20 protein-coding genes are annotated in these 23,467 nt (G+C 72.1%); 16 read left to right on the top strand and 4 right to left on the bottom strand.

Going from position 1 to position 23,467, the window contains the following annotated elements:
- The first annotated feature begins 14 nt into the window (after positions 1 to 14).
- From ACWED2_RS06730 to ACWED2_RS06695, 8 genes are read left to right on the top strand one after another with little or no spacing between them, the layout of a single operon-like run.
- Positions 15 to 1,124 carry an inositol-3-phosphate synthase gene (locus tag ACWED2_RS06730; RefSeq protein ID WP_449689461.1) on the top strand — a complete coding sequence of 370 codons (1,110 nt, stop codon included), beginning with the start codon at positions 15 to 17 and terminating at the stop codon, positions 1,122 to 1,124.
- Positions 1,121 to 1,948: an SCO3242 family prenyltransferase gene (locus ACWED2_RS06725; RefSeq protein ID WP_449689581.1), complete on the top strand. Its 828-nt coding sequence runs from the start codon at positions 1,121 to 1,123 to the stop codon at positions 1,946 to 1,948. Before ACWED2_RS06730 ends, ACWED2_RS06725 begins: the two co-directional genes overlap by 4 nt.
- Positions 1,945 to 2,766 (top strand): sugar phosphate isomerase/epimerase family protein, encoded by an 822-nt coding sequence (locus ACWED2_RS06720; RefSeq protein ID WP_449689460.1) that lies wholly within the window; start codon positions 1,945 to 1,947, stop codon positions 2,764 to 2,766. Before ACWED2_RS06725 ends, ACWED2_RS06720 begins: the two co-directional genes overlap by 4 nt.
- The gene (locus ACWED2_RS06715; protein ID WP_449689459.1) at positions 2,763 to 3,284 is read left to right on the top strand and encodes an EboA domain-containing protein; all 522 of its coding nucleotides are present in this window, start codon (positions 2,763 to 2,765) and stop codon (positions 3,282 to 3,284) included. Before ACWED2_RS06720 ends, ACWED2_RS06715 begins: the two co-directional genes overlap by 4 nt.
- Positions 3,284 to 4,135, top strand: a complete 852-nt coding sequence (locus tag ACWED2_RS06710; RefSeq protein ID WP_449689458.1) for a TatD family hydrolase — start codon at positions 3,284 to 3,286, stop codon at positions 4,133 to 4,135. The genes ACWED2_RS06715 and ACWED2_RS06710 overlap by 1 nt, the downstream gene beginning before the upstream one ends.
- Complete coding sequence (gene eboE, locus ACWED2_RS06705; protein WP_449689457.1) at positions 4,132 to 5,259, top strand: metabolite traffic protein EboE; 1,128 nt, start codon at positions 4,132 to 4,134, stop codon at positions 5,257 to 5,259. The genes ACWED2_RS06710 and eboE overlap by 4 nt, the downstream gene beginning before the upstream one ends.
- Complete coding sequence (locus tag ACWED2_RS06700) at positions 5,256 to 6,617, top strand: alkaline phosphatase family protein (RefSeq protein WP_449689456.1); 1,362 nt, start codon at positions 5,256 to 5,258, stop codon at positions 6,615 to 6,617. Before eboE ends, ACWED2_RS06700 begins: the two co-directional genes overlap by 4 nt.
- 11 nt (positions 6,618 to 6,628) lie before the next feature.
- Positions 6,629 to 7,279 (top strand): ThuA domain-containing protein, encoded by a 651-nt coding sequence (locus ACWED2_RS06695; protein ID WP_449689455.1) that lies wholly within the window; start codon positions 6,629 to 6,631, stop codon positions 7,277 to 7,279.
- Positions 7,280 to 7,286: 7 nt separating this feature from the next.
- Here ACWED2_RS06695 and xylA read toward each other — a convergent pair whose 3' ends face one another.
- Positions 7,287 to 8,435 (bottom strand): xylose isomerase, encoded by a 1,149-nt coding sequence (xylA, locus tag ACWED2_RS06690; protein ID WP_449689454.1) that lies wholly within the window; start codon positions 8,433 to 8,435, stop codon positions 7,287 to 7,289.
- A 98-nt stretch (positions 8,436 to 8,533) separates the two neighbouring features.
- Between xylA and ACWED2_RS06685 the strand changes: the two genes are divergently transcribed.
- On the top strand, positions 8,534 to 9,697 hold the full coding sequence (locus ACWED2_RS06685) for an ROK family transcriptional regulator (protein ID WP_449689453.1): 1,164 nt from the start codon (positions 8,534 to 8,536) through the stop codon (positions 9,695 to 9,697).
- Positions 9,698 to 9,776: 79 nt separating this feature from the next.
- Positions 9,777 to 10,550 carry a class I SAM-dependent methyltransferase gene (locus tag ACWED2_RS06680; RefSeq protein ID WP_449689452.1) on the top strand — a complete coding sequence of 258 codons (774 nt, stop codon included), beginning with the start codon at positions 9,777 to 9,779 and terminating at the stop codon, positions 10,548 to 10,550.
- A 57-nt stretch (positions 10,551 to 10,607) separates the two neighbouring features.
- On the opposite strand, the gene ACWED2_RS06675 is transcribed toward ACWED2_RS06680, so the two are convergent.
- A complete protein-coding gene (locus tag ACWED2_RS06675) occupies positions 10,608 to 13,841 on the bottom strand; it encodes a S8 family serine peptidase (RefSeq protein WP_449689451.1) in 3,234 nt (1,077 codons plus the stop codon).
- A 227-nt stretch (positions 13,842 to 14,068) separates the two neighbouring features.
- Between ACWED2_RS06675 and ACWED2_RS06670 the strand changes: the two genes are divergently transcribed.
- The 5 genes from ACWED2_RS06670 (at position 14,069) to ACWED2_RS06650 (ending at position 21,187) form a co-directional block, all read left to right on the top strand.
- Positions 14,069 to 14,683, top strand: coding sequence for a TetR family transcriptional regulator (locus ACWED2_RS06670; protein ID WP_449689450.1), 615 nt, complete (start codon positions 14,069 to 14,071; stop codon positions 14,681 to 14,683).
- A gap of 2 nt (positions 14,684 to 14,685) precedes the next feature.
- A complete protein-coding gene (locus ACWED2_RS06665) occupies positions 14,686 to 15,594 on the top strand; it encodes an ABC transporter ATP-binding protein (RefSeq protein WP_449689449.1) in 909 nt (302 codons plus the stop codon).
- Entirely contained in the window at positions 15,591 to 17,153 is a 1,563-nt protein-coding gene (locus tag ACWED2_RS06660; protein ID WP_449689448.1) for an ABC transporter permease, read from the top strand. Before ACWED2_RS06665 ends, ACWED2_RS06660 begins: the two co-directional genes overlap by 4 nt.
- A 180-nt stretch (positions 17,154 to 17,333) precedes the next feature.
- Positions 17,334 to 18,782 (top strand): amidohydrolase, encoded by a 1,449-nt coding sequence (locus ACWED2_RS06655; RefSeq protein WP_449689447.1) that lies wholly within the window; start codon positions 17,334 to 17,336, stop codon positions 18,780 to 18,782.
- 44 nt (positions 18,783 to 18,826) lie between these two features.
- The gene (locus tag ACWED2_RS06650; RefSeq protein WP_449689446.1) at positions 18,827 to 21,187 is read left to right on the top strand and encodes a GH92 family glycosyl hydrolase; all 2,361 of its coding nucleotides are present in this window, start codon (positions 18,827 to 18,829) and stop codon (positions 21,185 to 21,187) included.
- 51 nt (positions 21,188 to 21,238) lie between these two features.
- On the opposite strand, the gene ACWED2_RS06645 is transcribed toward ACWED2_RS06650, so the two are convergent.
- Positions 21,239 to 22,609 (bottom strand): MFS transporter, encoded by a 1,371-nt coding sequence (locus tag ACWED2_RS06645; protein ID WP_449689445.1) that lies wholly within the window; start codon positions 22,607 to 22,609, stop codon positions 21,239 to 21,241.
- Between the two features lie 126 nt (positions 22,610 to 22,735).
- Here ACWED2_RS06645 and ACWED2_RS06640 point away from each other — a divergent pair, with 126 nt between their 5' ends.
- Positions 22,736 to 23,320: a TetR/AcrR family transcriptional regulator gene (locus ACWED2_RS06640; protein WP_449689444.1), complete on the top strand. Its 585-nt coding sequence runs from the start codon at positions 22,736 to 22,738 to the stop codon at positions 23,318 to 23,320.
- Here the strand turns inward: ACWED2_RS06640 and ACWED2_RS06635 are convergent.
- Positions 23,294 to 23,458 (bottom strand): DUF397 domain-containing protein, encoded by a 165-nt coding sequence (locus tag ACWED2_RS06635; RefSeq protein ID WP_449689443.1) that lies wholly within the window; start codon positions 23,456 to 23,458, stop codon positions 23,294 to 23,296. The two genes, ACWED2_RS06640 and ACWED2_RS06635, sit on opposite strands and share 27 nt — an antisense overlap.
- Positions 23,459 to 23,467 lie beyond the last annotated feature (9 nt).

Below are 23,467 nucleotides of genomic sequence, written 5' to 3'. Positions count from 1 at the left end.
GAACTGGAGGAGCCATGGGGAAAACCGGGGTGTGGCTGATCGGCGCGCGCGGCTCGGTGGCCACCACCGCCGTCGCCGGGGCCGCCGCCTTGCGGGCGGGGCTCGCCGCGCGCACCGGCTGCGTCACCGACCTGCCGGACTTCGCCGGGGCTGCGCTGCCCGGCTTGGGGGACCTGGTCTTCGGCGGCCACGACGTCGTCGACACGCCGCTGGTCAAGCGGGCCGAACAGCTCGCGGCCGCCGGGGTGCTGCCGGCGTCGCTGCCCGGTGCGGTCGCGGCCGAGCTGGACGTCGCCGAGGCCCGGCTGCGGCCGGCGCCGTCCGGGGGCGGCCGCGCGGCGATCGACCAGGTGATCGCCGACCTGGCCGCGTTCCGGCGGGGGCTGGACCACGTCGTCGTCCTCAACGTCGCCTCCACCGAACCGCCGTGCCCGCCGCACCCCGCGCACGCTTCCCTGGCTGCCCTCGAAGCGAACGAAGACGTCCTGCCCGCCAGCTCGGTGTACGCCTACGCCGCCTTCCGGGCCGGTTGTGGATTTGTCGACTTCACGCCGTCCACCGGGGCGCGGCTGCCCGCGCTCGACGAACTGGCCCGTGCCACCGGGCAGCCGTACGCGGGGCGGGACGGCAAGACCGGCGAGACGCTGCTGCGGTCCGTGCTCGCGCCGATGTTCGCCCAGCGCGGGCTGAACGTGCTGGCCTGGTCGGGCACGAACCTGCTCGGCGGCGGCGACGGCGCCACGCTGGCCGACCCCGCGGCCGCGGCGAGCAAGAACGCCTCGAAGCAGCGGGTGCTGGACCAGAACCTGGGCCACCCGGTCGACGGCGAGGTGCACATCGACCACGTGCCGTCGCTCGGCGACTGGAAGACCGCCTGGGACCACGTGCTGTTCGAAGGCTTCCTCGGCACGCGCATGACGCTGCAGCTCACCTGGCAGGGCTGCGACTCCGCACTCGCCGCGCCGCTGGTGCTCGACCTCGCCCGGCTGACCGGCAAGGCCTGCCGCGACGGCGTGGCCGGACCGGTCACCGAATTGGGCTTCTTCTTCAAGGACCCGGTCGGCGACGGCCCGCCCGACCTCGCGTCGCAGTACACCGCGCTGCGCGAGTGGGCGCACCGGTGAAGGCGCTCGCCGAACTCGTCCGCGCGCCCGCCGCGCTGACCGTGCCGGGGGACGCCGTCGCCGGGGCCGCCGCGTCGGGCTGGCCGTTCGGACGCCGGACGCTCGCCCTGACCGGCGCCTCGGTCTGCCTCTACTGGGCGGGCATGGCGCTCAACGACTACGCCGACCGCGACCTCGACGCGGTCGAACGCCCCGAACGGCCGATCCCGTCGGGCCGGGTCTCGCCGGAGACGGCGCTCGGTGTCGCCACCGGGCTGACCGCGGGCGGGCTGGCCGTCGCCGCGGCCGCCGGCGGACGGCGAGCCCTGCGCGTCGCCGTGCCGCTGGCCGCGACCGTGTGGGCGTATGACTTCGTGCTCAAGAAGACCGTGCTCGGCCCGGCCGCGATGGCGGCGGCCCGCACCCTCGACGTCCTGCTCGGCGCGGGCGGGCGGAGAGCCGCGCTGCCCGCCGCGCTGACGGTCGGGGCGCACACGTACGCCGTGACAACGCTGTCGAGGTCCGAAGTGGACGGTGCCGGCCCCGCGCTGCCGGCGGCCACCCTCGTCGCGACGGCCGGCGTGGGCGTCGCGGCCGGCCGGGGCGGGCCGCTGTCCTCGGCGCTGCTCGGGACGTACGCCGTGACCACCGGCGGGGCGCAGTACGCCGCCGTCCGCGACCCGGCCGCGCCGAAGATCCGGCGGGCGGTCGGGGCCGGCATCCACGGCATGATCCCGCTGCAGGCCGGGCTGATCGCGCGTGCCGGCGCGTGGCGCTCGGCGCTGGCCGTGGCCGCCGCGTTCCCGCTCGCGCGGGCGCTCGGCCGGAAGGTGTCGCCGACATGAGGTTCGGGTACGGCACCAACGGCTTCGCCAACCACCGCCTCGGCGACGCCCTGCGCGTGCTCGCCGACCTCGGGTACGACGGCGTCGCGCTGACGCTCGACCACCAGCACCTCGACCCGTTCGGGCCGGACCTCGCCCGCCGGGTCGCTTCGCTGGCCGCCGACCTGGACGCCCTCGGCCTCGCCGTGGTGATCGAGACCGGCGCCCGGTTCCTGCTGGACCCGTGGCGCAAGCATTCGCCGACGTTCCTCGACCCCGACCGCGCGCGCCGCGTCGAGTTCCTGACGCGGGCGGTCGGGATCGCCGCCGACCTCGAAGCGGAGGCGGTGTCCTTCTGGAGCGGGAACAAGCCCGCCGGGCTGCCCGTCGAGGAGGCTTGGGCACACCTGGCCGACGGCTGCGCGGAGGTGCTCAAGGCCGCCGACGAGCACGACGTCCGGCTGGGCTTCGAACCCGAGCCCGGGATGCTCGTCGAGGACCTCGACGGGTACTTCGCCCTGTCGGAACGACTCGGTCACCCGGAGCGGTTCGGGTTGACGCTGGACATCGGGCACTGCCGCTGCAACGAGTCCGCCTCCGTGCCCGACTGCGTGCGCCGGGCCCTGCCGCGGCTGGTGAACGTCCAGATCGACGACATGCGCCGCGGCACGCACGAGCACCTGGAGTTCGGGCAGGGCGAGATCGACTTCCCGCCGGTGCTGGCCGCGCTCGAGCCCTACCCCGGGCTGGTCGCCGTCGAACTGCCACGCGACAGCCACGCGGCCCCGCGGATCGCCCGCGAGTCCCTGGAGTTCCTGCGGAAGGCGGTGACGCCGTGAACGCCTGGCTCGACGAAGCCTTGAGGAAGGTGGCCGCCGACGCGACGGTGTTGCGCACGGTGTTCCCCGCCGTCGGCCGCCGGGTCGGCCGGACGGCGGCCGACACCGCCCGCGTGGAGCTGCTCAAGGCGGCCCCCGGCGCCGCGGCGGAAATGCCCGAGCTCTACCGCTACGGCGACGCGGCCGAGAAGCGAGCCGTCCTTCATGGACTGTCCGCTGTGGACATAGGAGACGCCGGGGTCGAGCTGGTCGCGGACGCGCTCCGCACCAACGACACCCGCCTGGTGGCCGCCGCGATGGGCGAGTACGCCGCCACGCACCTGGACTCGCCCGCGTACCGCCACGGCGTCCTCAAGTGCGTCTTCATGGGCATCCCCCTGGAAGCGGTGGCCGGCCTCGATCGCCGGACCGACGAAGAACTGCTCCGCATGCTGCGGGACTTCGCCGCCGAACGCACCGCGGCGGGCCGCGAAGTCCCCGCCGACCTCCGCACCCTGCTGAACGAACAGGACGGCTGATGCGCATCTTCGACCCCCACATCCACATGAGCTCACGGACCACCGACGACTACGCGGCCATGCACGCCGCCGGTGTCCGGGCGCTGGTCGAACCGGCGTTCTGGCTCGGCCAGCCGCGCACCAACGTGGGCAGCTTCACCGACTACTTCGACGCACTGGTCGGCTGGGAACCGTTCCGCGCGAGCCAGTTCGGCATCGCCCACCACTGCACGATCGCGCTCAACCCGAAGGAAGCCAACGACCCGCGCTGCGTCCCGGTGCTCGAGCTGCTGCCGCGGTACCTGGAGAAGGACGGCGTGGTCGCCGTCGGCGAGATCGGCTACGACTCGATGACCGCCGAGGAGGACAAGGCGTTCGCCGCGCAGCTCGCCCTGGCGATCGCCCACGACCTGCCGGCGCTGGTGCACACCCCGCACCGCGACAAGGCGGCCGGGACCGAGCGGAGCATCGCCGTCGTCCGCGAGTCGGGCATCCCGCCGGAGCGGGTGGTGCTCGACCACCTGAACGAGCTGACCGTGGCCATGGCCAAGGAGTCCGGCTGCTGGCTGGGCTTCTCGATCTACCCGGACACGAAGATGGACGAAGACCGGATGGTCGCGATCCTGAAGGAGTACGGCACCGAGCGGGTGCTGGTGAACTCGGCCGCCGACTGGGGCAAGAGCGACCCGCTGAAGACCCGTAAGACCGGCGACGCGATGCTGGCCGCCGGGTTCACCGAGGACGACGTCGACCGGGTGCTGTGGCGCAACCCCGTCGAGTTCTACGGGCAGAGCGGGCGGCTCTCGCCGGCCGGCGAGGCGCCGGAAGCCGAGTTCGCGGGCAACTCGATCCTGCGGGGGGCGCGCAAGTGAGGTTCCGGCACCGTGACGGCACCCTTGTCCACCTCGCTTACTGCACCAACGTCCACCAGGCCGAAGACCTCGACGGCGTGCTCGCCCAGCTGGCCCGCTTCGGCGAACCGGTCCGCGAGCGCCTGGGCGTGGACCGGCTCGGGCTCGGCCTGTGGCTGGCCCGGCCGGTGGCCGCCGAGCTGGCCGGCGACCCGGCCGCGGTGGCCCGGCTGCGCCGCGAACTGGCGGCGCGCGGCCTGGAGGTCGTCACCTTCAACGGATTCCCGTACCAGGGCTTCCACGACCCGGTCGTCAAGCACCGGGTGTACCGGCCGGACTGGGCGACGCCCGAGCGCACCCGGTACACCCTGGACCTCGCGCGGCTGCTCGCCGAGCTGATGCCGGACGACGCCGTGCGCGGCAGCGTGTCGACCCTGCCGCTCGGCTGGCGCACGGACTGGCGGGGCGACGACGGGCAGCTCGACGTCCTCGCCAAGGGGTTGGCGGCGCAGGACCGGCCGGTGCGGGTGGCGTTCGAGCCGGAGCCCGGCTGCGTCATCGAGACGACCACGCAGGCCGCGGCCCTGCTGTCCGAAGTGGACAAACAGTGGCTCGGCATCTGCCTGGACACCTGTCACCTCGCGGTCGGCTTCGAGGAGCCGGCCGCGGCGCTGGGCCGGCTCGAGGCCGCCGGGCTGGAGGTCGTCAAACTTCAGGCGTCGGCCGCGCTGGAGGCCACCGATCCCGCGGATCCCGTGACGCGGGCCGCGTTGGCGTCCTTTGTGGAGCCACGATTCCTGCACCAGAGCAACGAAGGGCCGCCACCCGGCGCCGACGACCTCGACCTGGCGCTGGCCGGCGGCCTCCCCGGACGATCCCCGTGGCGGGTGCACTTCCACGTGCCGCTGCACGCCGACCCGGCGTTACCGCTGACGTCGACCCGGCCGGTACTGGCGGCCGCTCTGCACGAGCTGTTCGGCGGCGCGGCCGCGCGCACCGACCACGTCGAAGTCGAGACCTACACCTGGCAGGTGCTCCCGGACGCACCCGCCGACGACGCCGGGCTGGTCGCGGGCATCGCGGCCGAGCTGGCCTGGACCCGGCGGGAACTGACCACCCTGGGCCTGGAAGAGGTGCGTGGATGAGTTTGCTGGTCCTCGACGTCGTCGGGCTCACGCCGCGGCTGCTCCCGCACATGCCGAACCTGCGCGCGATGGCCGAGCCCGGCTTCACCGCGCAGCTCGACACCGTGTTCCCGGCGGTCACCTGCCCGGTGCAGTCGACGTTCCTCACCGGCCTCACCCCGGCGCGGCACGGGATCGTCGGCAACGGCTGGTACTTCCGCGAACTCGGCGAGGTGTTCCTGTGGCGCCAGCACAACGAGCTGGTCCAGGGCGACAAGTTCTGGGACGCCGCGCGCCGCGCGCACCCCGGTCACCGCGTCGCGAACGTCTGCTGGTGGTACGCGATGGGCGCGGCCACCGACCTCACGGTGACCCCTCGCCCGATCTACCACGCCGACGGCAAGAAGTCGCCGGACTGCTACACGTACCCGCCGCAGCTGCACGACCGGCTGGTCGGCGACCTCGGCGAGTTCCCGCTGTTCACCTACTGGGGCCCGACGGCGTCGATCACGTCGTCGCAGTGGATCATCGCCGCCGCCCGGAAGATCATGACCGAGGACCGGCCGGACACCACGCTCGTCTACCTGCCGCACCTCGACTACGACCTGCAGCGCTTCGGCCCGGACGCACCCCAGGCCGCGGCGGCCGCGCGCGAGCTCGACACGGCTTTGAAGCCGCTGCTCGAGCAAGCGGCCGCGGGCGGGCACACCGTCATCGCGCTGTCGGAGTACGGCATCACGAACGCGAGCCGGCCGGTCGACGTCAACCGGGCGCTGCGCCGCGAGGGCCTGCTGAACGTCTACGTCCAGGCGGGCATGGAGTACCTGGACCCGTGGACGTCCCGGGCGTTCGCGGTCGCCGACCACCAGGTCGCCCACGTCTACGTCGCCGATCCGGCGGATGTCCCGCGCGTGCGGGACATCGTCGCCGGACTGTCCGGAGTGGACGTCGTACTCGACCGCGCGGGCCAGGCCGGGATCGGCGTCGACCACGAGCGGGCCGGCGAGCTGGTGGCGATCGCCGAGCCGGACGCGTGGTTCACCTACTACTACTGGCTGAACGACGACCGCGCGCCGGACTTCGCGAGGACCGTCGAGATCCACCGCAAGCCCGGCTACGACCCGGCCGAGCTGTTCTTCGACCCGGCCGATCCGATGGTGAAGCTCAAGGCGGCGTCGGCGCTGGTCCGCAAGAAGCTCGGCCTGCGCTATTCGATGCGGGTCGTGCCGCTGGATCCGGCCCCGGTCCGCGGCAGCCACGGCCGGCTGCCGGACTCGCCCGGGGACGGGCCCGTGCTGCTGTGCTCGGACCCGGCGCTCGCGCGCGAGAAGATCCACGCCACCGAGGTCAAGGCCCTCCTGCTGGCGGCCACCGAGTGAAGGGACGTCCCGTGCGGGTGCTGGTGTTCTCCAAGACGGCCGGGTACCGGCACGCCTCGATCCCGGCGGGGATCGAGGCGATCCGGGAGCTGGGTGCGGCGCACGGGTTCGACGTCACCGCGACCGAGGACGCGTTCACCGCCTCCCGCGACCACGACGTGGTGGTGTTCCTGTCGACCAGCGGCGAGGTGCTGGACGCGGCCCGGCAGGCGGCGTTCGAGTCCTATGTGGAGGGAGGCGGCGGCTATGTCGGCGTCCACGCGGCGGCCGACACGGGGTACGACTGGCCGTGGTACGGAGAGCTGCTGGGTGCCCGGTTCGACAGCCACCCGGAGATCCAGCGGGCCCGGTTCGTGACCGAAGACGCCACGCACCCGGCGACCGCCCACCTGCCGCCGGTGTGGACCCGGACCGACGAGCTGTACGACTTCCGCACCAACCCGCGTGGCCGTGTGCGGGTGCTGCAGACGCTGGACGAGTCCAGCTACACCGGTGGCGGGATGGGCGCCGACCACCCGATCACGTGGTGCCACCCGCAGGGCCGGGGCCGGGCGTTCTACACCGGGCTGGGCCACACGAGCGAGTCGTACGCCGATCCGGCGTTCCGCGCGCTCCTGCTGGGCGCGATCCGCTACGCCGCGGGAGTGCTTCCCGCGGCGTAGCGAACGGTCAGCGTACGCCGAGCAGGTGCTCCAGGGCGAGCTGGTTGAGCCGGGTGAAGTGGTAGCCGCGTGCGGCCGCCGCGTCGAGGTCGAACTCGTCGTTCAGGACGTCGTCGAACGTCTCGCCCTCGGCCAGCGTCGGCGTCGAAAGGTCCGGGACCCGCGACGCGGAGAGGGCCTCCGCGACCTCCGGGTCGGCCCGGAACGCCGCCGACTTCTCCTTGAGGATCAGGTAGGTCCGCATGTTCGCCGCGGCCGACACCCACACGTCTTCGGCGTCTTCGGTGCGCATCGGCTTGTAGTCGAAGTGCCGCGGGCCTTCGTAGCCGCCGTTCTCCAGCAGGTCGACCAGGAAGAACGCGCTCTTCAGGTCGCCGTGGCCGAAGATCAGGTCCTGGTCGTACTTCGGGCCGTGCTGGCCGTTGAGGTCGATGTGGAACAGCTTGCCCTGCCACAGCGCCTGGGAGATGCCGTGCACGAAGTTGAGGCCCGCCATCTGCTCGTGGCCGACCTCCGGGTTCAGCCCGAACAGCTCCGGCCGCGCGAGCTGGGAGATGAAGCCCAGCGCGTGCCCGATCGTCGGCAGCAGGATGTCGCCGCGCGGCTCGTTCGGCTTGGGCTCGAGGGCGAACCGCAGGTGGTAGCCCTTCTCGACGACGTAGTCGGCGAGCAGGTCGAGGCCCTCCTTGTAGCGGTCCAGCGCCGCGCGGACATCCTTCGCCGCGTCGGACTCGGCGCCTTCGCGGCCGCCCCAGACGACGTAGGTCTGCGCGCCCAGCTCGGCCGCCAGGTCGAGGTTGCGGCGCACCTTCCGCAGCGCGTACCGGCGGACGTCGCGGTCGTTGCTGGTCAGGCCGCCGTCCTTGAACACCGGGTGGGTGAACAGGTTCGTCGTCGCCATCGGGACGTGCAGCCCGGTCTCGGCGAGGGCTTTCTTGAAGCGCTCGATCGCCTTGTCCCGGTCCGGCTCGGTGGCCAGCAGGTCGTCGTCGTGGAAGGTCACGCCGTAGGCGCCGAGCTCGGCCAGGCGGTGCACGCTCTCCACCGGGTCCAGCGGCGGCCGCGTCGCCACCCCGAACGGGTCGGCCGCGGGCCAGCCCACGGTCCAGAGGCCGAAGGTGAACTTGTCGGCCGGCTGGGGAGCGTAGTCGCTCATGACTGTCCCTTCATTTAGTTCACGTTATAGACTAAATATGCGCCGCGGGGGTCCCGGGCGTCAAGAGGCCGGGTTACAGTGCTTCGCGGGAGGACACGATGACGCAGGCCGTGCGGCACGAGGAGATGCGCGCCCGCAACCTCGAGGTCGTGCTGGGCGCGGTCGGCCGCGGTGGCCCGCTCACCCGGGCCGCGCTCGCGGAAGTCACCGGGCTCACCAAGTCCACGATCTCGAAGCTCGTCGGCGACCTGGTCGACGCGGGCCTGCTCGCCGAGACCGGCCCCGCGCGTGCCGGTGAACGCGGCCGGCCGGGGGTGGACCTCGTGCTCAGCGGGGCGCGGGTGGCGTCGCTGGGCCTGGAGGTCAACGTCGACTACCTCGCCGTGCGTGTGCTCGACCTCACCGGAGCGGTCCGGGTCGCCGCCCGCCGTGACCGCGACAACCGCGGCTCGCGGCCGAAGAAGGTGCTGGGCGAGCTGCAGGAGCTGGCCACCGACGCGCTCGCCGAGGCGCACCGACTGGGGCTCGAGGCGGCGGGCGCGGTGCTGGCGGTGTCCGGCCCGGTCGGCGACGGCGTGTTGTTCAGTGCCCCCAACCTCGGCTGGCAGGACGTCCGCCCGGCCGACCTGCTGCGGCTGCCGGTCCCGGTCGAGCTGGACAACGAAGCGAACCTCGCGGCGCTCGGCGAGCTCTGGTACGGCGACGGCGAACACGACTTCCTTTACGTGTCCGGCGAAATCGGCATCGGTGCGGGCTTGGTGGTCGGCGGCGTGCTGTATTCGGGCGCGACGGGCCTGGCCGGCGAGCTGGGGCACGTCGTCGTGGCCCCGGAAGGCGCGCCCTGCCGCTGCGGCGGCAGCGGCTGCTTGGAGACCTACGCCGGGCAGGAAGCCTTGCTGGCGGCGGGAAACGCGGCCTCGGTACCGGCGTTGCTGGCTGCTCTCGAACGCGGCGACGAGGCGGCGCTGGCGGCGTGCGCGGCGGCCGGGCGCGCCCTCGGCATCGCGCTGACGTCGGCGGTCAACCTCCTGGACCTCGACCGCATTGTGCTGGGCGGGGTGTTCACCCAGCTGTACCCGTGGCTGTCCGGGCCGGTGTCGGAGGTGCTGGCCCAGCGCCTCGGCGGCCTGCGCGGCACGCCTCCGGTGCTGACGGCGTCCCGGCTGGGCGGCGACGCGGCCACGCTCGGGGCCGCGGGCCGGGTGATCCACCGCGTCCTGGCGGACCCCGCACCCTTCGTCACGCGGGCGCAGGAAGCCTAGTCAGCCGGAGGTTCGCGGCACCGCCCCCGAAAAATGGAGCGGCGGCCGACCTGCTGATGTGCCACCGTGAGTCGGCTGCGTGACGGAGGTAGTGGTTGTGACGGGTTATGGCGCGCTTGCTGAGGTGTACGAGTGGCTCATCTCCGATGGGAAGCTGGCTCCGGCCGAGTTCGCTGCGTCGTTCGATGACGTCCTCCGTCTCCTGCCGTCCGACGCTCACGTGCTCGATTGTTCGTGCGGAACCGGCCAGTTGGCGGTCGGCCTCGCCGGTCTCGGTCTGCAGGTTGTCGCCACTGACGCCAGCGAAGCGATGGTTCGTCGGACCGCGGAGTTGTCCGGGGAGTTCGGGGCAGCTGTCCGGACAGTGCGGGCGGACTGGGAAGAGCTGCCCGGCCATTTCGATGACGCCACCTTCGACATGGTGTTCTGCGTCGGCAACTCGCTGCACCACGCCGTGGGCGCGAGGGGCAGGGTTGCCGCTCTGGAGTCGATGTCACGGCTCCTGCGCCCCGGCGGGCGCTTGGTGCTGACTTCCCGCACGTGGGAACTCGTGCGGGCCAGAGGGTCCCGGCTGGACATCGGTGACCGGCTCGTCCGCCGGAACGGTCGTGCTGCCGTCGTGGTCTACCGCTGGGAGATCGCACCGCGTTGGGAGGATGAGCACCACATCGAGATTGCGGTCGCGCAAGTCGATGCGGCCGGGCCGGTTCTCGTCCGCTCGGAACTGCTGTCGTGCTGGCCCTACCGGTACGGCGAACTCGAAGCCGAGTTGCACCGGGTCGGACTCCGGACGGAAACGAGCACGTTCCACCCCGAGGCCGAGAACTACCTGGTGGTGGCGAGCAAGGTGTAAGGCACCGGAAAGCCGTGAAGGCCGCCCCCGGCGGGACGGCCTTCACGGATTTGCGAACTAGCTCACCGCGGTGATCTGCACCAGCGAGGTGCCGACCGTGACACCGGTGTCGGTCTGCACGGTCAGCTGACCGCGCAGGGTCCGGCCCGCCGCCGGGGCGGCGGTGGCCGTCACCGTCGCCGGCGCGGTCCACGAGCTGCCCGACGCCCGCAGCGCGTTCGCGTCGGTCACCGAGATCGAACCGAACGCCGGGTTGACGAACACGTCGAGGTAGTCGTACTCCGTGGTGCCGGCCGGCACCGCGTAGCCGTCGATCAGCGCGACCCAGGTGCCCGCCGCCGGGTTGGCGACGGTCACCGACTCCTCGGAGTCGCCGTCCGCGCTCACCGCCGCCTGCACGCAGGAGCCGGTGGTGCAGTTGTACAGCACCAGGTCCAGGTCGGCGCCGACGTCGGACGTCTTGCCGATCGTGACGGTCAGCGACTGCGAGCCCGCCGTCACCGGGATCTGGTACTGCTGCTGCGCACCCTCGGCGATCGACGGCCGCTGCGTCTTGGCGCTGCCCAGGGTCGCCCCGTTGAGCTTGCCGGTGAACGCGCCGAGCGTGTTCTGCACGGTGTAGGACCGCGAGATCGGCGTGTTCAGCGTGGCGGACGCGATGGTGTCCGGGTTCGGCGAGATCGCCGTGCCCAGCACCGCGGCCGTCAGCTTGTACGGCGCTTCGGCCACATCGGAGGTCCGCCGCGCCTCGACGACGATCTCCCACACGCCCGGGAGCGGGTTGGCGATCGTCCGGCTGGTCGGCGTGCCGCCGGCGCAGCCCGCACCCGCGTCGGGCAGGTAGCACGCGGTCGTCGCGGTGCTGGCCTCGGCCGGGACACCGGTCGGGTCGTACCGCAGGAACCGCACCTGGCCCTTGCCCGGGGCGCCGGCGCCGGCGTCCAGGTCCACCTTCAGCGCGCTGGCGCCCTGCGGCACCCGCACGAAGTAGCTGGTCGCCTGGTTGCGGGCGGCCTTGCCCGAGTTCTCGACCTGGAAACCCTTGCCGGCGACGAACTCCTGCGGCGCGAAGACCGTGTTCAGGGTCTGCACGTCGATGCCGATGGTCAGCGGGTTGTCCAGGTAGAGCAGGGCCGAGTGGACCCCGGTGCCCTTCGGGTTCACGTTCACCTTGAACGAAACCGGCGTGTTCAGCGGCAGGACCACCGTCGAACCGGAGGAGAACGTGCCGTCGTTGCCGACCCACCGCACGAAGTACGGCACCGGGTGCGCCGAGCCCGTGGTGCGGGTGATCGTGTACGTCCGGGTGTAGGCCTTGCCCGCGGTCACGCCTTCGCGGTCGTGGATGCCCACGCCCGTGTTCGGCTTGGCCAGCAGGCCCGACAGCGCGGTGTGCACCTCGACCGACGTCGAGACGGCGTCCGGCTTCGGGTTCAGCGACAGCGCGACGAACGCGGCCGGGACGTTGAACAGGCCCGCGCCCTGGGCGTACGCGCCGATGCCCGGCACGAACCGCGCGGTCGACTTGATCGCCGAACGCAGCTGCGCCACCGGCGGCCGCTGGCCGTTGTGCGTCGCCTTGTACGCGCTCACCAGCAGCGCCGCCGCGCCGGTCGCCTGCGGCGCCGCCATCGACGTGCCCTGCAGCATCGCGTAGCCGGCGGGCAGGGTGTACGTGCCGGGAACCGGGCTCGGCTGCTCCCACCGCGGGACGGTGGCGATGGCCGCGCCGGGCGCGATGATGTCCGGCTTGAAGCCGCCGTCTTCACGCGGGCCGCGCGAGGAGAACGGGTGCATCGACTCGGGGTTCTTGGTGACCGAGCCGTAGTTCGACAGCCAGGTCTCCTTGGTGATGTACGAGCCGACCGAGATCGCGTCCGTGGCCACCGACGGGTCGCCGACGGTGTTCGCCCCGGCGCCGCTGTTGCCGGCCGAGATGAAGATCTGGACGTTGTACTCGGCGATCGTGCGGTTGTAGAGCTCCGCGCGGGCGTTGTTGCCGTCGTTGAGGGCCGGCAGGCCGCCGATCGAGATGTTGATGACGTCGGCGCCGTGGCTGGCCGCGTAGACGACACCGTCGATCAGGCCGGAGGAGGTGCAGCCGGCGCTGGTGAGGCAGACCTTGACGGAGAGGACCTTCGCGCCCGGGGCGGCGCCGTCCATCTTGCCGCCGAACAGGTCGTTGCCGGCGGCGATGCCGGCCACGTGCGAACCGTGCTCCGCACCGGCGATGCCGATGCCGACGAAGCCCGGCTTGTCGGTCTGGACCACGAAGGCCATCCGCTCGGCGATGTCGGTCGCCGGGTTGTCGGTGCCGAAGAAGCCGACGTCGTACTTCTTGTTGTAGTCGGTCATCGGCTTTTCGTCGGTGAAGTCGCCGTTGCCGTTGAGGTCGACCCGGACCTCCTTGGTGGCGGGGTCGAGCAGCACGCCGAAGGAGTCGGTGCGGTCGCCGTCGCGGTTGATGTCGCCGCCGGTCTCGCTGTCCGCGGCGCCCAGGTCGCCCGCGGTCTCGCCGAAGAGGCCGAACGTGTACGGGCCGCCGGTCGCCGGGGCCGTCCAGGTCTTGCCGTTCGCGGTGAAGGTGCCGGTGTAGGTCTGCGTGGACTGCTTGACCCAGGTGCCGTCGCCGGAGTTGGTGGCGTTGGCGTTGTACCAGTCGACGATCTTGCGTTCGCCGTGGCTGGTGGTGGCCAGCGCGGGGGAGTCGAGGTCGACGCCGGAGTCGAGCACCGCGACCGTGGTGTCCTTGCCGTCCCAGTTGGGCAGGACCTGGCCGAACTGCGCCGCGTAGGTGTCCCCGGTCGGCAGGTACGGGTTGACGCGCGGGGTGTTCTTGCCCGGGGCCGGCTGCGGCAGCGGGGTGGTCGCGCCGTCGGGCTTCGGGTCGTCGCGCTGGATGAGCCCGTCGACGTCGACCGCGTTGACGGACTTGAGTTTTGCGGCCTTTTCGGCCTTGTCCGGCGGGATGGTGACCTTGACGTAGTCGAGCTTGGTGTCGGTGGACTGGACGACGCCGCCGAGGGCCTTGAGCTCGTTCACGGCGGTGCCGGTCTGGCCCTTTTCCGCGGCGATCAGCAGCGTGACGTCGGGCTTTCCGGCCTTTTCGGCTTCGGCGACGAGCGCGCGGTCGTGTTCGTCGAGGGTCTTGCCGTCGGCCGCGCCGCTGGTGGGCGGGGCCTGCTGGGCGGAGGCCACCGGGACGGCGACCCCGAGGACGGAGGCGCCGAGTGCGGTGGCGAGGACGGTGATCCCGGCCCGCCGTCTCCAGCGCGATCTGTGCTGTGTCACTGAAACGACCCTTCGTGAAGATGTGCGTCCGAGCAGTACACAGGCTGGGATCTTCGTCAGCAATCAGACAGTTAGCCCATAGACCGCAATTGGTTGCGAGCCAAATGGCCTAATCGGTTGGTCCGTCACCGGAAGCCGCACTTCCCGGTGAAGTGTGGCCTTGCTATATGCGTGTGCAGCGGACTATATTTCTGAGTAGTCGACTACACGTACGTATAGGACCTTTGATGAACGCCGAAGACCTCACCGCCCGGGCCCGGATCCGCGACGCCGCCATCCGGCTCTTCACCGAGCGCGGCATGGAGAAGACGTCGATCCTCGACATCGCCAAGGAAGCCGGTGTCTCCGGTGGTCTGATCCGCCACCACTTCGGCTCCAAGGACGGCCTGCGCGAAGCCTGCGACGCCCACGTCTTCGACGAGCTGATGAAGTTCAAGGAGGAGGCGCTCGTCAAGGGGGAGGCGGACCCGGGGTTCGTCCCGACGTTCGACACGCGCCAGCTGCTGTTCCGCCGCTACATGGGCCGCGCGATGATCGACGGCTCCGCGGCCGCGGCCGCGCAGTTCACCGAGATCGTCGACGGCACCGAGCGCTGGTTCCGCGAGCAGGGCCTGGACATGCCGGACCCCCGCGCCTGCGCGGCCGCGCTGGCCGCGATGACCGGCGGAATGATGATCCTGCAGGACCACGTCGCCCGCGCGCTCGGCGAGGAACCCGGTACCCACGAGGCGATGCTGCGCATGTCGCTCGCCGCCGGCTACCTGTTCACCCACCCGCTCGCCACGCCCGAATCGCTCAAGAAGGCCAGTGAATCGCTGGCCGCGTACCCACGGAAGGAATGACGATGGCCGACGCGATCACCGCCGACGGCCTCACCAAGGCGTTCGGCCGGACGCGGGCCCTCGACGGGCTCGACCTGACCGTCCACACCGGCGAGGTGCACGGCTTCCTCGGGCCCAACGGCGCCGGCAAGACCACCACGATCCGCGTGCTGCTGGGGCTGATGCGCGCCGACGGCGGCCGCGCCACCCTGCTCGGCGGCGACCCCTGGGCCGACGCGACCGAGCTGCACGGGCGGCTCGCGTACGTGCCGGGCGACGTCACCCTCTGGCCGAACCTGACCGGCGGCGAGGTCATCGACCTGCTCGGCCGGCTGCGCGGCGGCCTCGACCCCGCCCGCCGCGCGGAGCTCGTCGAGCGCTTCGACCTCGACCCGCGCAAGAAGGGCCGGACTTATTCGAAGGGCAACCGGCAGAAGGTCGCGCTGGTCGCCGCGCTGGCGTCCGATGTGGAGCTGCTGGTGCTCGACGAGCCGACGTCCGGGCTCGACCCGCTGATGGAGGAGGTCTTCCGGGAGGTGATCGCCGAGGAGCGGGAACGCGGCGACCGGACGGTCCTGCTGTCCTCGCACATCCTCTCCGAGGTGGAAGCGCTGTGCGACCGCGTCACGATCGTCCGGGCCGGCCGCACGGTGGAGTCGGGCACCCTGGACGAGCTGCGGCACCTCGGCCGGATCACCATCGACGCCTCGCTCGCCCACGTGCCGCCGGACCTGGCGGCGCTGCCGGGGGTGCACGACCTGAGCTCGTACGGCTCGCACGTCCACCTGTCCGTCGACCAGCCGGCGCTGGACGACGTGATGCGGCACCTCGCTGAAGCCGGGCTGCGGAGCCTGGTGAGCCGCCCGCCGACGCTCGAGGAACTGTTCCTGCGCCACTACCGCCACGACGAGCCGGTCGGAGCGGCGCGATGACCGGGGCCTGGGCGCTGCTGCGGCTGGTGCTGCGCCGCGACCGGCTGCTCATGCCGGTCTGGATCGTCGGTCTGGCGCTCGCGCCGATCGGCTACCTGTCGTCGATCAAGGCCGCGTACCCGGATGCCGCGTCGCGGCAGCACTTCTACGACCTCAACGCCTCGAGCGCCACCTTCGTGGTGCGCAACGGCCCGCTGTACGGCTCGTCGGTGGGGAACCTCCTGGCGTGGCAGTGCGGGTTCGTCCCGGTGGTCGTGGGGTTGATCGCGCTGCTCACCGTGGTCCGGCACACCCGGACCGAGGAGGAAGCGGGACGTCGTGAGCTCACCGGCGCCACCGTCGTCGGCCGGCACGCGGGGCTGGTCGCGGCGGTGCTCGCCGCCTGCGGGGCGTCCCTGGCGTTCGGCCTGCTGACCGCGCTCGGCGTCGCCGCGCAGGGCGAGCCGCTCGGCGGGGCACTGGCGCTCGGTGCGGGATTCGCCTTGGCGGGCTGGGTGTTCGCCGGGGCCGGCGCGGTCGCCGCCCAGCTCACCTGGGGCGCGAGCGGCGCGCGGGGCCTCGGCATCGGGGTACTGGTGCTGGCGTTCCTCCTGCGCGCGGCGGGGGACAGCAGCGGCTCGGCCGGCTGGCTCGCGTGGCTGTCGCCGATCGGCTGGGCGCACCGGCTGCGGCCGTTCGCGGGCGAGCAGTGGTGGGTGCTCGGGTTGGGTGTCCTCGCGACCGGCGTGCTGGTGGTCGTGGCCGTCGCGGTGGCGGCGCGCCGGGACCTCGGCGCGGCGTTGCTTCCGGCGCGGCTCGGGCGTTCCGAGGCGAAGGCGTCGCTGCGCTCGCCGCTGGCCTTGGCCTGGCGGCTGCAGCGGGGGACGCTGCTGGTCTGGACCGGGTGCCTGGCGCTCGTCGGGTTGCTGATGGGCGGGGTCGCGCAGAACGTCGCGGAGGTGATGCGGGACAACCGGGCGGTCGCGGACGTGTTCTCCCGCGTGGGCGGCGGCGGTGCGGTGATGGACGCGTACCTGGCCGGGACGATGACGTTGTTCGGCCTGGCGGCGGCGGGCTACGCGGTGCAGGCGACGCTGAAGCTGCGCGCGGAGGAGGCGGCGGGCCGGGCGGAACCGGTACTGGCGACGGCGGTCGGCCGCCTCGGCTGGGCGCTGGCCCACCTGGCGTTCGCGTTCGCCGGCTCGGCGTTGGTGCTCGCGGTGACGGGCTGGGCGACGGGCGCGGCGTACGGAAGCGGCTTCGGGCTGGTCCCGGCGGCGCTGGCCCAGCTGCCCGCGGTGTGGGTCCTGGCCGGGCTGGCGCTGGTGCTGATCGGCTTCGTCCCTCGGTATTCGGCGGCGGCCTGGGGTCTGCTGGCGGCGTTCCTGTTGTTGTCGCTGGTGGGGACGGCGTTGCGGTGGAACGACGTGGTGCTGGGGATCTCGCCGTTCCAGCACCTGCCGCGCCTGCCGGGCGGAGCGTTCTCGATGGCACCGGCGCTGTGGCTGGCGGCGATCGCGGTGGTGGCGGGCGCGGCCGGGCTGTTCGCGTTGCGGCGCCGGGACATCCCGGTGGGCTGAAGCTTTGGCGGCAACCGAGGGAGTCGAACCCTGCGCGGCTTGTGAAGGCGGCGCCCATGGACCGGCCCTGACCCTTCGGCGGGCGACGGCTGCCATTGCTTATAACGCCTGTTAGTACCCGGATATTTCAGGTCTCAAGCGTGCTTCACCCGGACGGGTCCGGCTGGCAAGGTTGTCCGCATGGATGATCTCCTGCTGCGCCGCGTCCGGCCGGGTCCCGGCGGGGACCTCGCCGACGTCCGGGTGAACGACGGCCGGGTCACGTCGATCACCGGACCGGGCTCCACGGGGTTCGCCGCGCGGGTGGTCGACGGGCACGGCGGGACGCTGCTGCCCGGCCTGGTCGACGCGCACGTCCACCTGGTGCAGTGGGCGACGTTCCGGCGCCGCATCCCCCTGGACGCGGCCCGCTCGGCCGGGGAGGCGATCGAGCTGCTGCTGGCGCACCTGCTGGCGACGCCCGCGCCGCAGACGGAACTCGTCGTGGGCGCCGGGTTCCGCGACGCGCTGTGGCCGGACAAGCCGCACAAGGACCTGCTGCAGCGGGCGCTGCCCGGGCGCGCGGTCGCGTTGTTCAGCGCGGACCTGCACACGCTGTGGCTGAGCCCGGCGGCGCTGAAGCTGATCGGCCGCGACCACCCGACGGGCGTCCTGCTGGAGGGCGACTGCATGGCCGCGACGGCTCAGCTCCCGACGGCGGCGATCGACGTCCAGGACCGGTGGGTGGCCGAAGCGGTGGCCGCGGCGGCCGCGCGGGGCGTGACGCAGATCGTCGACTACGAATACGCGGACACGGTGGCGGACTGGACGCGCCGGGGAGCGCCGGCGGCCCGGATCTCGTGCGTCATCGCGAAGCACCTCCTGGACCAGACCATCGAGCGCGGCCACCGCACGGGCGACGTCCTGCCGGACTCCGGCGGGCTGCTGACGGTGGGGCCGTTCAAGCTCTTCGTGGACGGTTCCCTCAACACCCGCACGGCCTACTGCCACGACCCGTACCCCGGCGTGGATTCGCCGGGCTTGCTGGAGCTGCCGCCGTCTTCGCTGATCCCGTTGATGCGAAGGGCTTTCGACCACGGGCTGATTCCCGCGGTCCACGCGATCGGCGACCGGGCGAACACGATCGCGCTGGACGCGTTCGAGGAAGTCGGCTGCCCGGGCCGCATCGAGCACGCGCAGCTGCTGTCGCCGTCCGACGTCCCGCGGTTCGCGGCGCTGGGCGTGATCGCGGCGGTCCAGCCGGCCCACCAGCCGGACGACCGCGACGTCGCGGACCGCCACTGGCACGGCCGGACCGCGCGGGCGTTCCCGTACCGGTCGCTGCTGGAATCGGGCGCCCGCCTGGAGTTCGGCTCGGACGCCCCGGTGGCGCCCTTGGATCCGTGGGACGGCATCGCGTCGGCGATCTCCCGCACCGACGACGACCGCCCGCCGTGGCACCCGGAGCAGGCGATCCCGTTCGCCGACGCGTTGGCCGCCTCCTCGGGCGGCCGCCGCGGGGTGGCGGTGGGGGACGTCGCGGACCTGATGGTGACGGCGACGGACCCGTCGCGGCTGTCCCCGGCGGACCTGCGAGCCCTCCCGGTGACCGCGACGGTCGTCGGTGGGCATATCACCCACCCGGTCTGAACCGGGGCTTGATTTGTCCACCGGACAACGGAAAAGATCCCACCGTGGATGTGACAACGTTGTCGCCGACGACACGAACGAGAACGCGGACCCGCGTCCTGGCCACCCTGCTGGCGGGAGCCACGACGATGGCGCTGGTCACCCCGGCCGAAGCGGGCGTGAGATTCGCCGAAGACCCGACCACGCTCGTCGACACCTCGATCGGCAACAACGGCGACGGCACCACCTTCCCCGGCGCCACCACGCCCTTCGGGATGGTGCAGCTCAGTCCGGACACCCAGCTCAAGAAGTACGCGTCCTACGACTACGCGCAGGACACCACGCTCGGCTTCAGCCACACCCACCTCTCCGGCGTCGGCTGCCAGACCATGGGCAACTTCCGGTTCATGCCCACCACCGGCGCCGTCACCAGCAGCGATCCCGCCCAGTACGGCACGAAGTTCAGCCACGCCGACGAGACCCGGCAGCCCGGCTACTACGGCGTCAAGCTCGCGAACGGCATCGAAGCCGAACTCACCGCCACCCAGCGCACGGGACGGCACCGGTACACCTTCCCCGGCGGGACGAGCGAAAACGTCCTCATCGAGGTCGGCGAGAGCAACGGCTACACCTACGCCGGCGACGTCCACGTCGTCGGGGACGACACCGTCGAAGGCTGGCTGCAGGGCGGCAACTTCTGCTGGGAGACGCAGAAAGAGCGCTACAAGGTCTTCTTCAGCGCCAAGTTCGACCGCAAGTTCACCGGCTTCGGCACCTGGACCGACGGCAAGCTGACGCCGAACCGGCGTGACGCCGGGCTCGGTGCCCAGCGCACCGGCGCGTGGCTCACCTTCGGCACCGAGAAGAACCAGGTCGGCGCCTCCGTCGGCCTCTCCTACACCTCGATCGACGGCGCCCGGCTCAACCGCGGCGCCGAGCAGCCCAAGTCGTTCGACAAGGCCCGAAAAGCCGCCCATGACACCTGGGCGGCCGAGCTGAACCGGATGCGCGTCGCCGGCGGGACGACCGCCGACCAGCGCACCTACTACAGCGCGCTGTACCGGTCGCTGCTGCACCCGTCCGTCGGGTCCGATGTGGACGGTTCGTACCGCGGCTTCGACGACCGGGTCCACCGCAGCCGCGACACCTACTACCAGATGTTCTCGCTGTGGGACACCTACCGCTCGCAGAACCAGCTGGTCGCGCTGCTGCACCCGGACAAGGCGGCGGACATGACCAAGTCCGTCCTCAAGATCGCCCAGGACGGCGGCTGGGTCCCGCGCTGGGCGCTGGCCGGCGGCGAGACGAACGTGATGAGCGGCGACCCGGTCACGCCGTGGGTGGTCGACAACTACCGCCGCGGCATCCTCGACGACAACACCGCGCGTCAGCTGTTCGACGCGTTGTGGCGCAACGCCAACGAAGTCCCGAAGGACCAGTCGATCTTCCGCGGCCGCGACGGCAACCCGACCTACGTGCGCAACGGCTGGATCGGCTACCAGGACCTGCCCGGCTACACCTACGGCGACACCCGCCAGGCCGGATCGGCCACCCTCGAATACGCGCTCGCCGACTGCGCACTGTCCACAATGGCGTCCGGCTTGGGTTACCGCGACCAGGCGGCCACGCTGCGGGCGCGCTGCGGCAACTTCGCGAAACTGTGGGACACGAGCGTCGAATCCCACGGCTTCACAGGCTTCCCCCGCACCCGCGCGGCGGACGGCACCGGCGTCGGCGACCCGGATCCCGCCCAGTCGACCGGGTTCCACGAGGGCACGCCGTGGCAGTACCAGTGGCTCGCCCAGCAGGACACCACGAAGCTGTTCGGCCTGATGGGCGGCCCGGCGCAGGCCGAGAAGCGGCTTGACACCTTCTTCGACCTGCCGCTCCTGCTCACCGATCCGGCGAAGGCGGCCAAGGACTCGTGGGTCCACGGCGCGTACGACTACCACAACAACTTCGCCTTCAACCCGAACAACGAGCCCGATCTGCACGCGCCCTGGATGTACAGCTGGACGGGTGCGCCGTGGAAGACCTCGGCCGTGCTGCGCGCGGCGCGGACGCTGTTCACGGACACGCCGTACGGCATGCCCGGCAACGACGACCTCGGCACCATCTCGTCGTGGCTGGTGTTCGGCATGGCGGGTGTCTTCGAAGCCCAGCCGGGTTCCGGGACGTACCTGCTCAGCACGCCGATGTTCGAGAAGGTCGAGATCCGCCCGGACGGCGGCCGCAAGATCGAAATCGAGGCGCCCGGCGCGAGCGCGGGGAAGCTGCAGTACACAAAGGACGTCCTCATCGGACACCGGGCCGACGACCGCAGCTGGATTTCCCACGCGGACCTGCTGCGCGCGGGCAAGATCAGGTTCTCCTTGAGCGACAGCCCCACCGGCTGGGGCACCCGGTCGGCCCCGCCCGCCGTGTAGCCCGGGTCCGTGAACGCCACATCGAGTCTCCCGATGTGGCGTTCACGGCGTTCAGGCGCGGCGCAGGGCCGGGAGCATCGCGGCCACCCCCAGTGCGGCCACGATCAGCGGGACCACCAGGGCCGCCCGGAGGCTGCCGGTGGCGGTCACCGCCGAGACCACGCCCAGCGTCAGCGCCGGGCCGACCTGGAACGCCGTGTTGACCAGCCCGCCCGCCAGGCCCTGGTCGGCCGCCGGGACGCTGTCCGCCGCGGCCATCGTCAGGGGTCCGTAGGTGAGCGTGAAAGCGACTCCCACCAGCAGGAACGCGGGCAGCATCAGCGTGGCGTACCCGGACGAAGCGTCGAGGAACTGCAGCAGCGCGTACGCCGCAACGGACGCCACCAGGCCGGCCAACGCGACGCGTCCCGAGCCGAAGCGCCCGACCAGCGGCGCGGCGATCCGCGGCGCCAGGACAGCCACGACGACGCCGCTCGGGCACACCGCCAGCCCGGTCTGCAACGCCGACCAGCCGCGGATGTCCTGCAGGTACAGGGTGATGATGAACAGCGCGCCGACCCAGCCGCCGAGCAGCGACATCGCCGCGACGTTCGCCCGCACCAGCGGCCAGGACCGCAGGATCCCCAGCCGCAGCAACGGGCTCACCACCCGGCGTTCGAGCACCACGAACACCGCCAGCAGCACCGCGACGGCCACCAGCGACCCGAGCGTCCGCACCGACGCCCAGCCCGCCTTCGGCGCCTCGACCAGCGTGAACACCAGCAGGAGCATCGCCGCGGTGATCGTCGCGGAGCCGGCGACGTCGAAGCCCCGGCCCGGCGTGGCGGGCGTGCGCGGGACGACGGCCAGCGCGCCGGCCAGCGTCGCGACCGCGACGAGGACGGGCGCGTGGAACACCCACCGCCAGCTGGCTTCGGTGAGCAGGCCGCCCGCGACGAGCCCGAGCGAAAAGCCGGTCGCGCCGGTGGCGGTGTAGATCGACAGCGCCTTGTTGCGCACCTGGCCCTCGGTGAAGCTCGTCGTGATGATCGAGAACCCGGCGGGCGCGCTGAACGCGGCGCTGATCCCGGTGACGAACCGGGCCGCGACGAGCAGCGGGCCGCTGGTGGCGAAGCCGCCGAGCGCGGTCGCGACGGCGAACACCACGAGCGCGCCGATCAGCATCCGGCGGCGGCCGAGCAGGTCGGCGGCCCGGCCGCCGAGCAGCAGGAAGCCGCCGAAGCCGAGGACGTACCCGCTGACCACCCACTGCAGGGCGCCGGTGGACATGCCGAGCTCGGCGCCGATCGAGGGCAGCGCGACGCCCTTCATCGAGACGTCGAGCGCGTCGAGGAACATCGCGCCGCAGAGCACGAGCAGCAGCACGCGGGCGCGCGGGGAGAGGTGGTCGTGCACCGCGGCGGGTGCGGTGGAGACAGTCAAGGGAACCCCCAGCGAAGTCGGACCGATCGGTCCGGGACCGAACGGTCCGAATCATGACGGGGCGCGTCTCGCGTTGTCAACCGGCGTTTCGCGATGTGGACCATTCGGTCCGGTATGCTGGGCGGTATGCCGCGCAAGCCGATGCCGGACGCCCGTGAGCGCATCCTCGAAACAGCCACCCGGTTGTTCAACGCGTATGGCGTGCACGCGGTCGGGATGCAGCAGATCATCGACGAGTGCGGGTGCGGCAAGAACCTGCTCTACGGCCAGTTCGCGAGCAAGGACGACCTGGTCGTGGCGTACCTGAAGCGCTGCAGCGGCGACTGGGACGACATCGTCGCGAAGTCCGCGGCGGCCACCCCGGAGGGGCACCTGGTGGAGCTGGTGCGCGAGGTGGGCGAGCGGGTCAACGAGCCGGGCACGCGCGGGTGCCCGCTGCGCAACACGTTCGCCGAGTTCCCGGACCGCGACCACCCGGCGCACCGCGTGTCGGTGGACCATTTCGTGCGGGTCCGCACGCAGTTGCGGCAGCTGGCCGCGAAGACTTCGGCGCCGGACCCGCAGCGCCTGGCCGACCGCATCATGGTGATCATCGACGGCCTGTACACGAACGGCCCGATCTTCGGCGACGAAGGCGCGAAGACGGCGGTGGCCTTCGCGGAGGACGTGGTGCGGGCGGAGACCTCAGCGAAGCCGGTCGAGGGCCGCTGACCAGGTCCGGCGGGAGACGGTGAGCTGACCCGCGGCGGGTGCTTTGCTGTCCCGCACGCCCACGGTCCGATCGATCGCCACCTCGACGCATTCGGAGTTTCCGCCGCTGTGGCTCGACTTGCGCCAGGTGGCTTCCATGTGGTCCTC

The sequence above is a fragment of the Amycolatopsis sp. NPDC005003 genome (genome assembly GCF_053600695.1).
The sequence above is the reverse complement of the archived record's forward strand: the minus strand, read 5'-3'. Positions and strand labels throughout refer to the sequence as shown.

Bases quoted from the DNA above. Each gene is read 5' to 3' on its own strand.
- ACWED2_RS06640 (WP_449689444.1), top strand. From the start codon at position 22,736: ATGCCGCGCAAGCCGATGCCGGACGCCCGTGAGCGCATCCTCGAAACA.
- ACWED2_RS06730 (WP_449689461.1), top strand. From the start codon at position 15: ATGGGGAAAACCGGGGTGTGGCTGATCGGCGCGCGCGGCTCGGTGGCC.
- xylA (WP_449689454.1), bottom strand. From the start codon at position 8,435: ATGAGCGACTACGCTCCCCAGCCGGCCGACAAGTTCACCTTCGGCCTC.
- ACWED2_RS06685 (WP_449689453.1), top strand. From the start codon at position 8,534: ATGACGCAGGCCGTGCGGCACGAGGAGATGCGCGCCCGCAACCTCGAG.
- ACWED2_RS06635 (WP_449689443.1), bottom strand. From the start codon at position 23,458: ATGGAAGCCACCTGGCGCAAGTCGAGCCACAGCGGCGGAAACTCCGAA.
- ACWED2_RS06660 (WP_449689448.1), top strand. From the start codon at position 15,591: ATGACCGGGGCCTGGGCGCTGCTGCGGCTGGTGCTGCGCCGCGACCGG.
- ACWED2_RS06720 (WP_449689460.1), top strand. From the start codon at position 1,945: ATGAGGTTCGGGTACGGCACCAACGGCTTCGCCAACCACCGCCTCGGC.
- ACWED2_RS06655 (WP_449689447.1), top strand. From the start codon at position 17,334: ATGGATGATCTCCTGCTGCGCCGCGTCCGGCCGGGTCCCGGCGGGGAC.
- ACWED2_RS06670 (WP_449689450.1), top strand. From the start codon at position 14,069: ATGAACGCCGAAGACCTCACCGCCCGGGCCCGGATCCGCGACGCCGCC.
- ACWED2_RS06700 (WP_449689456.1), top strand. From the start codon at position 5,256: ATGAGTTTGCTGGTCCTCGACGTCGTCGGGCTCACGCCGCGGCTGCTC.
- ACWED2_RS06665 (WP_449689449.1), top strand. From the start codon at position 14,686: ATGGCCGACGCGATCACCGCCGACGGCCTCACCAAGGCGTTCGGCCGG.
- ACWED2_RS06710 (WP_449689458.1), top strand. From the start codon at position 3,284: ATGCGCATCTTCGACCCCCACATCCACATGAGCTCACGGACCACCGAC.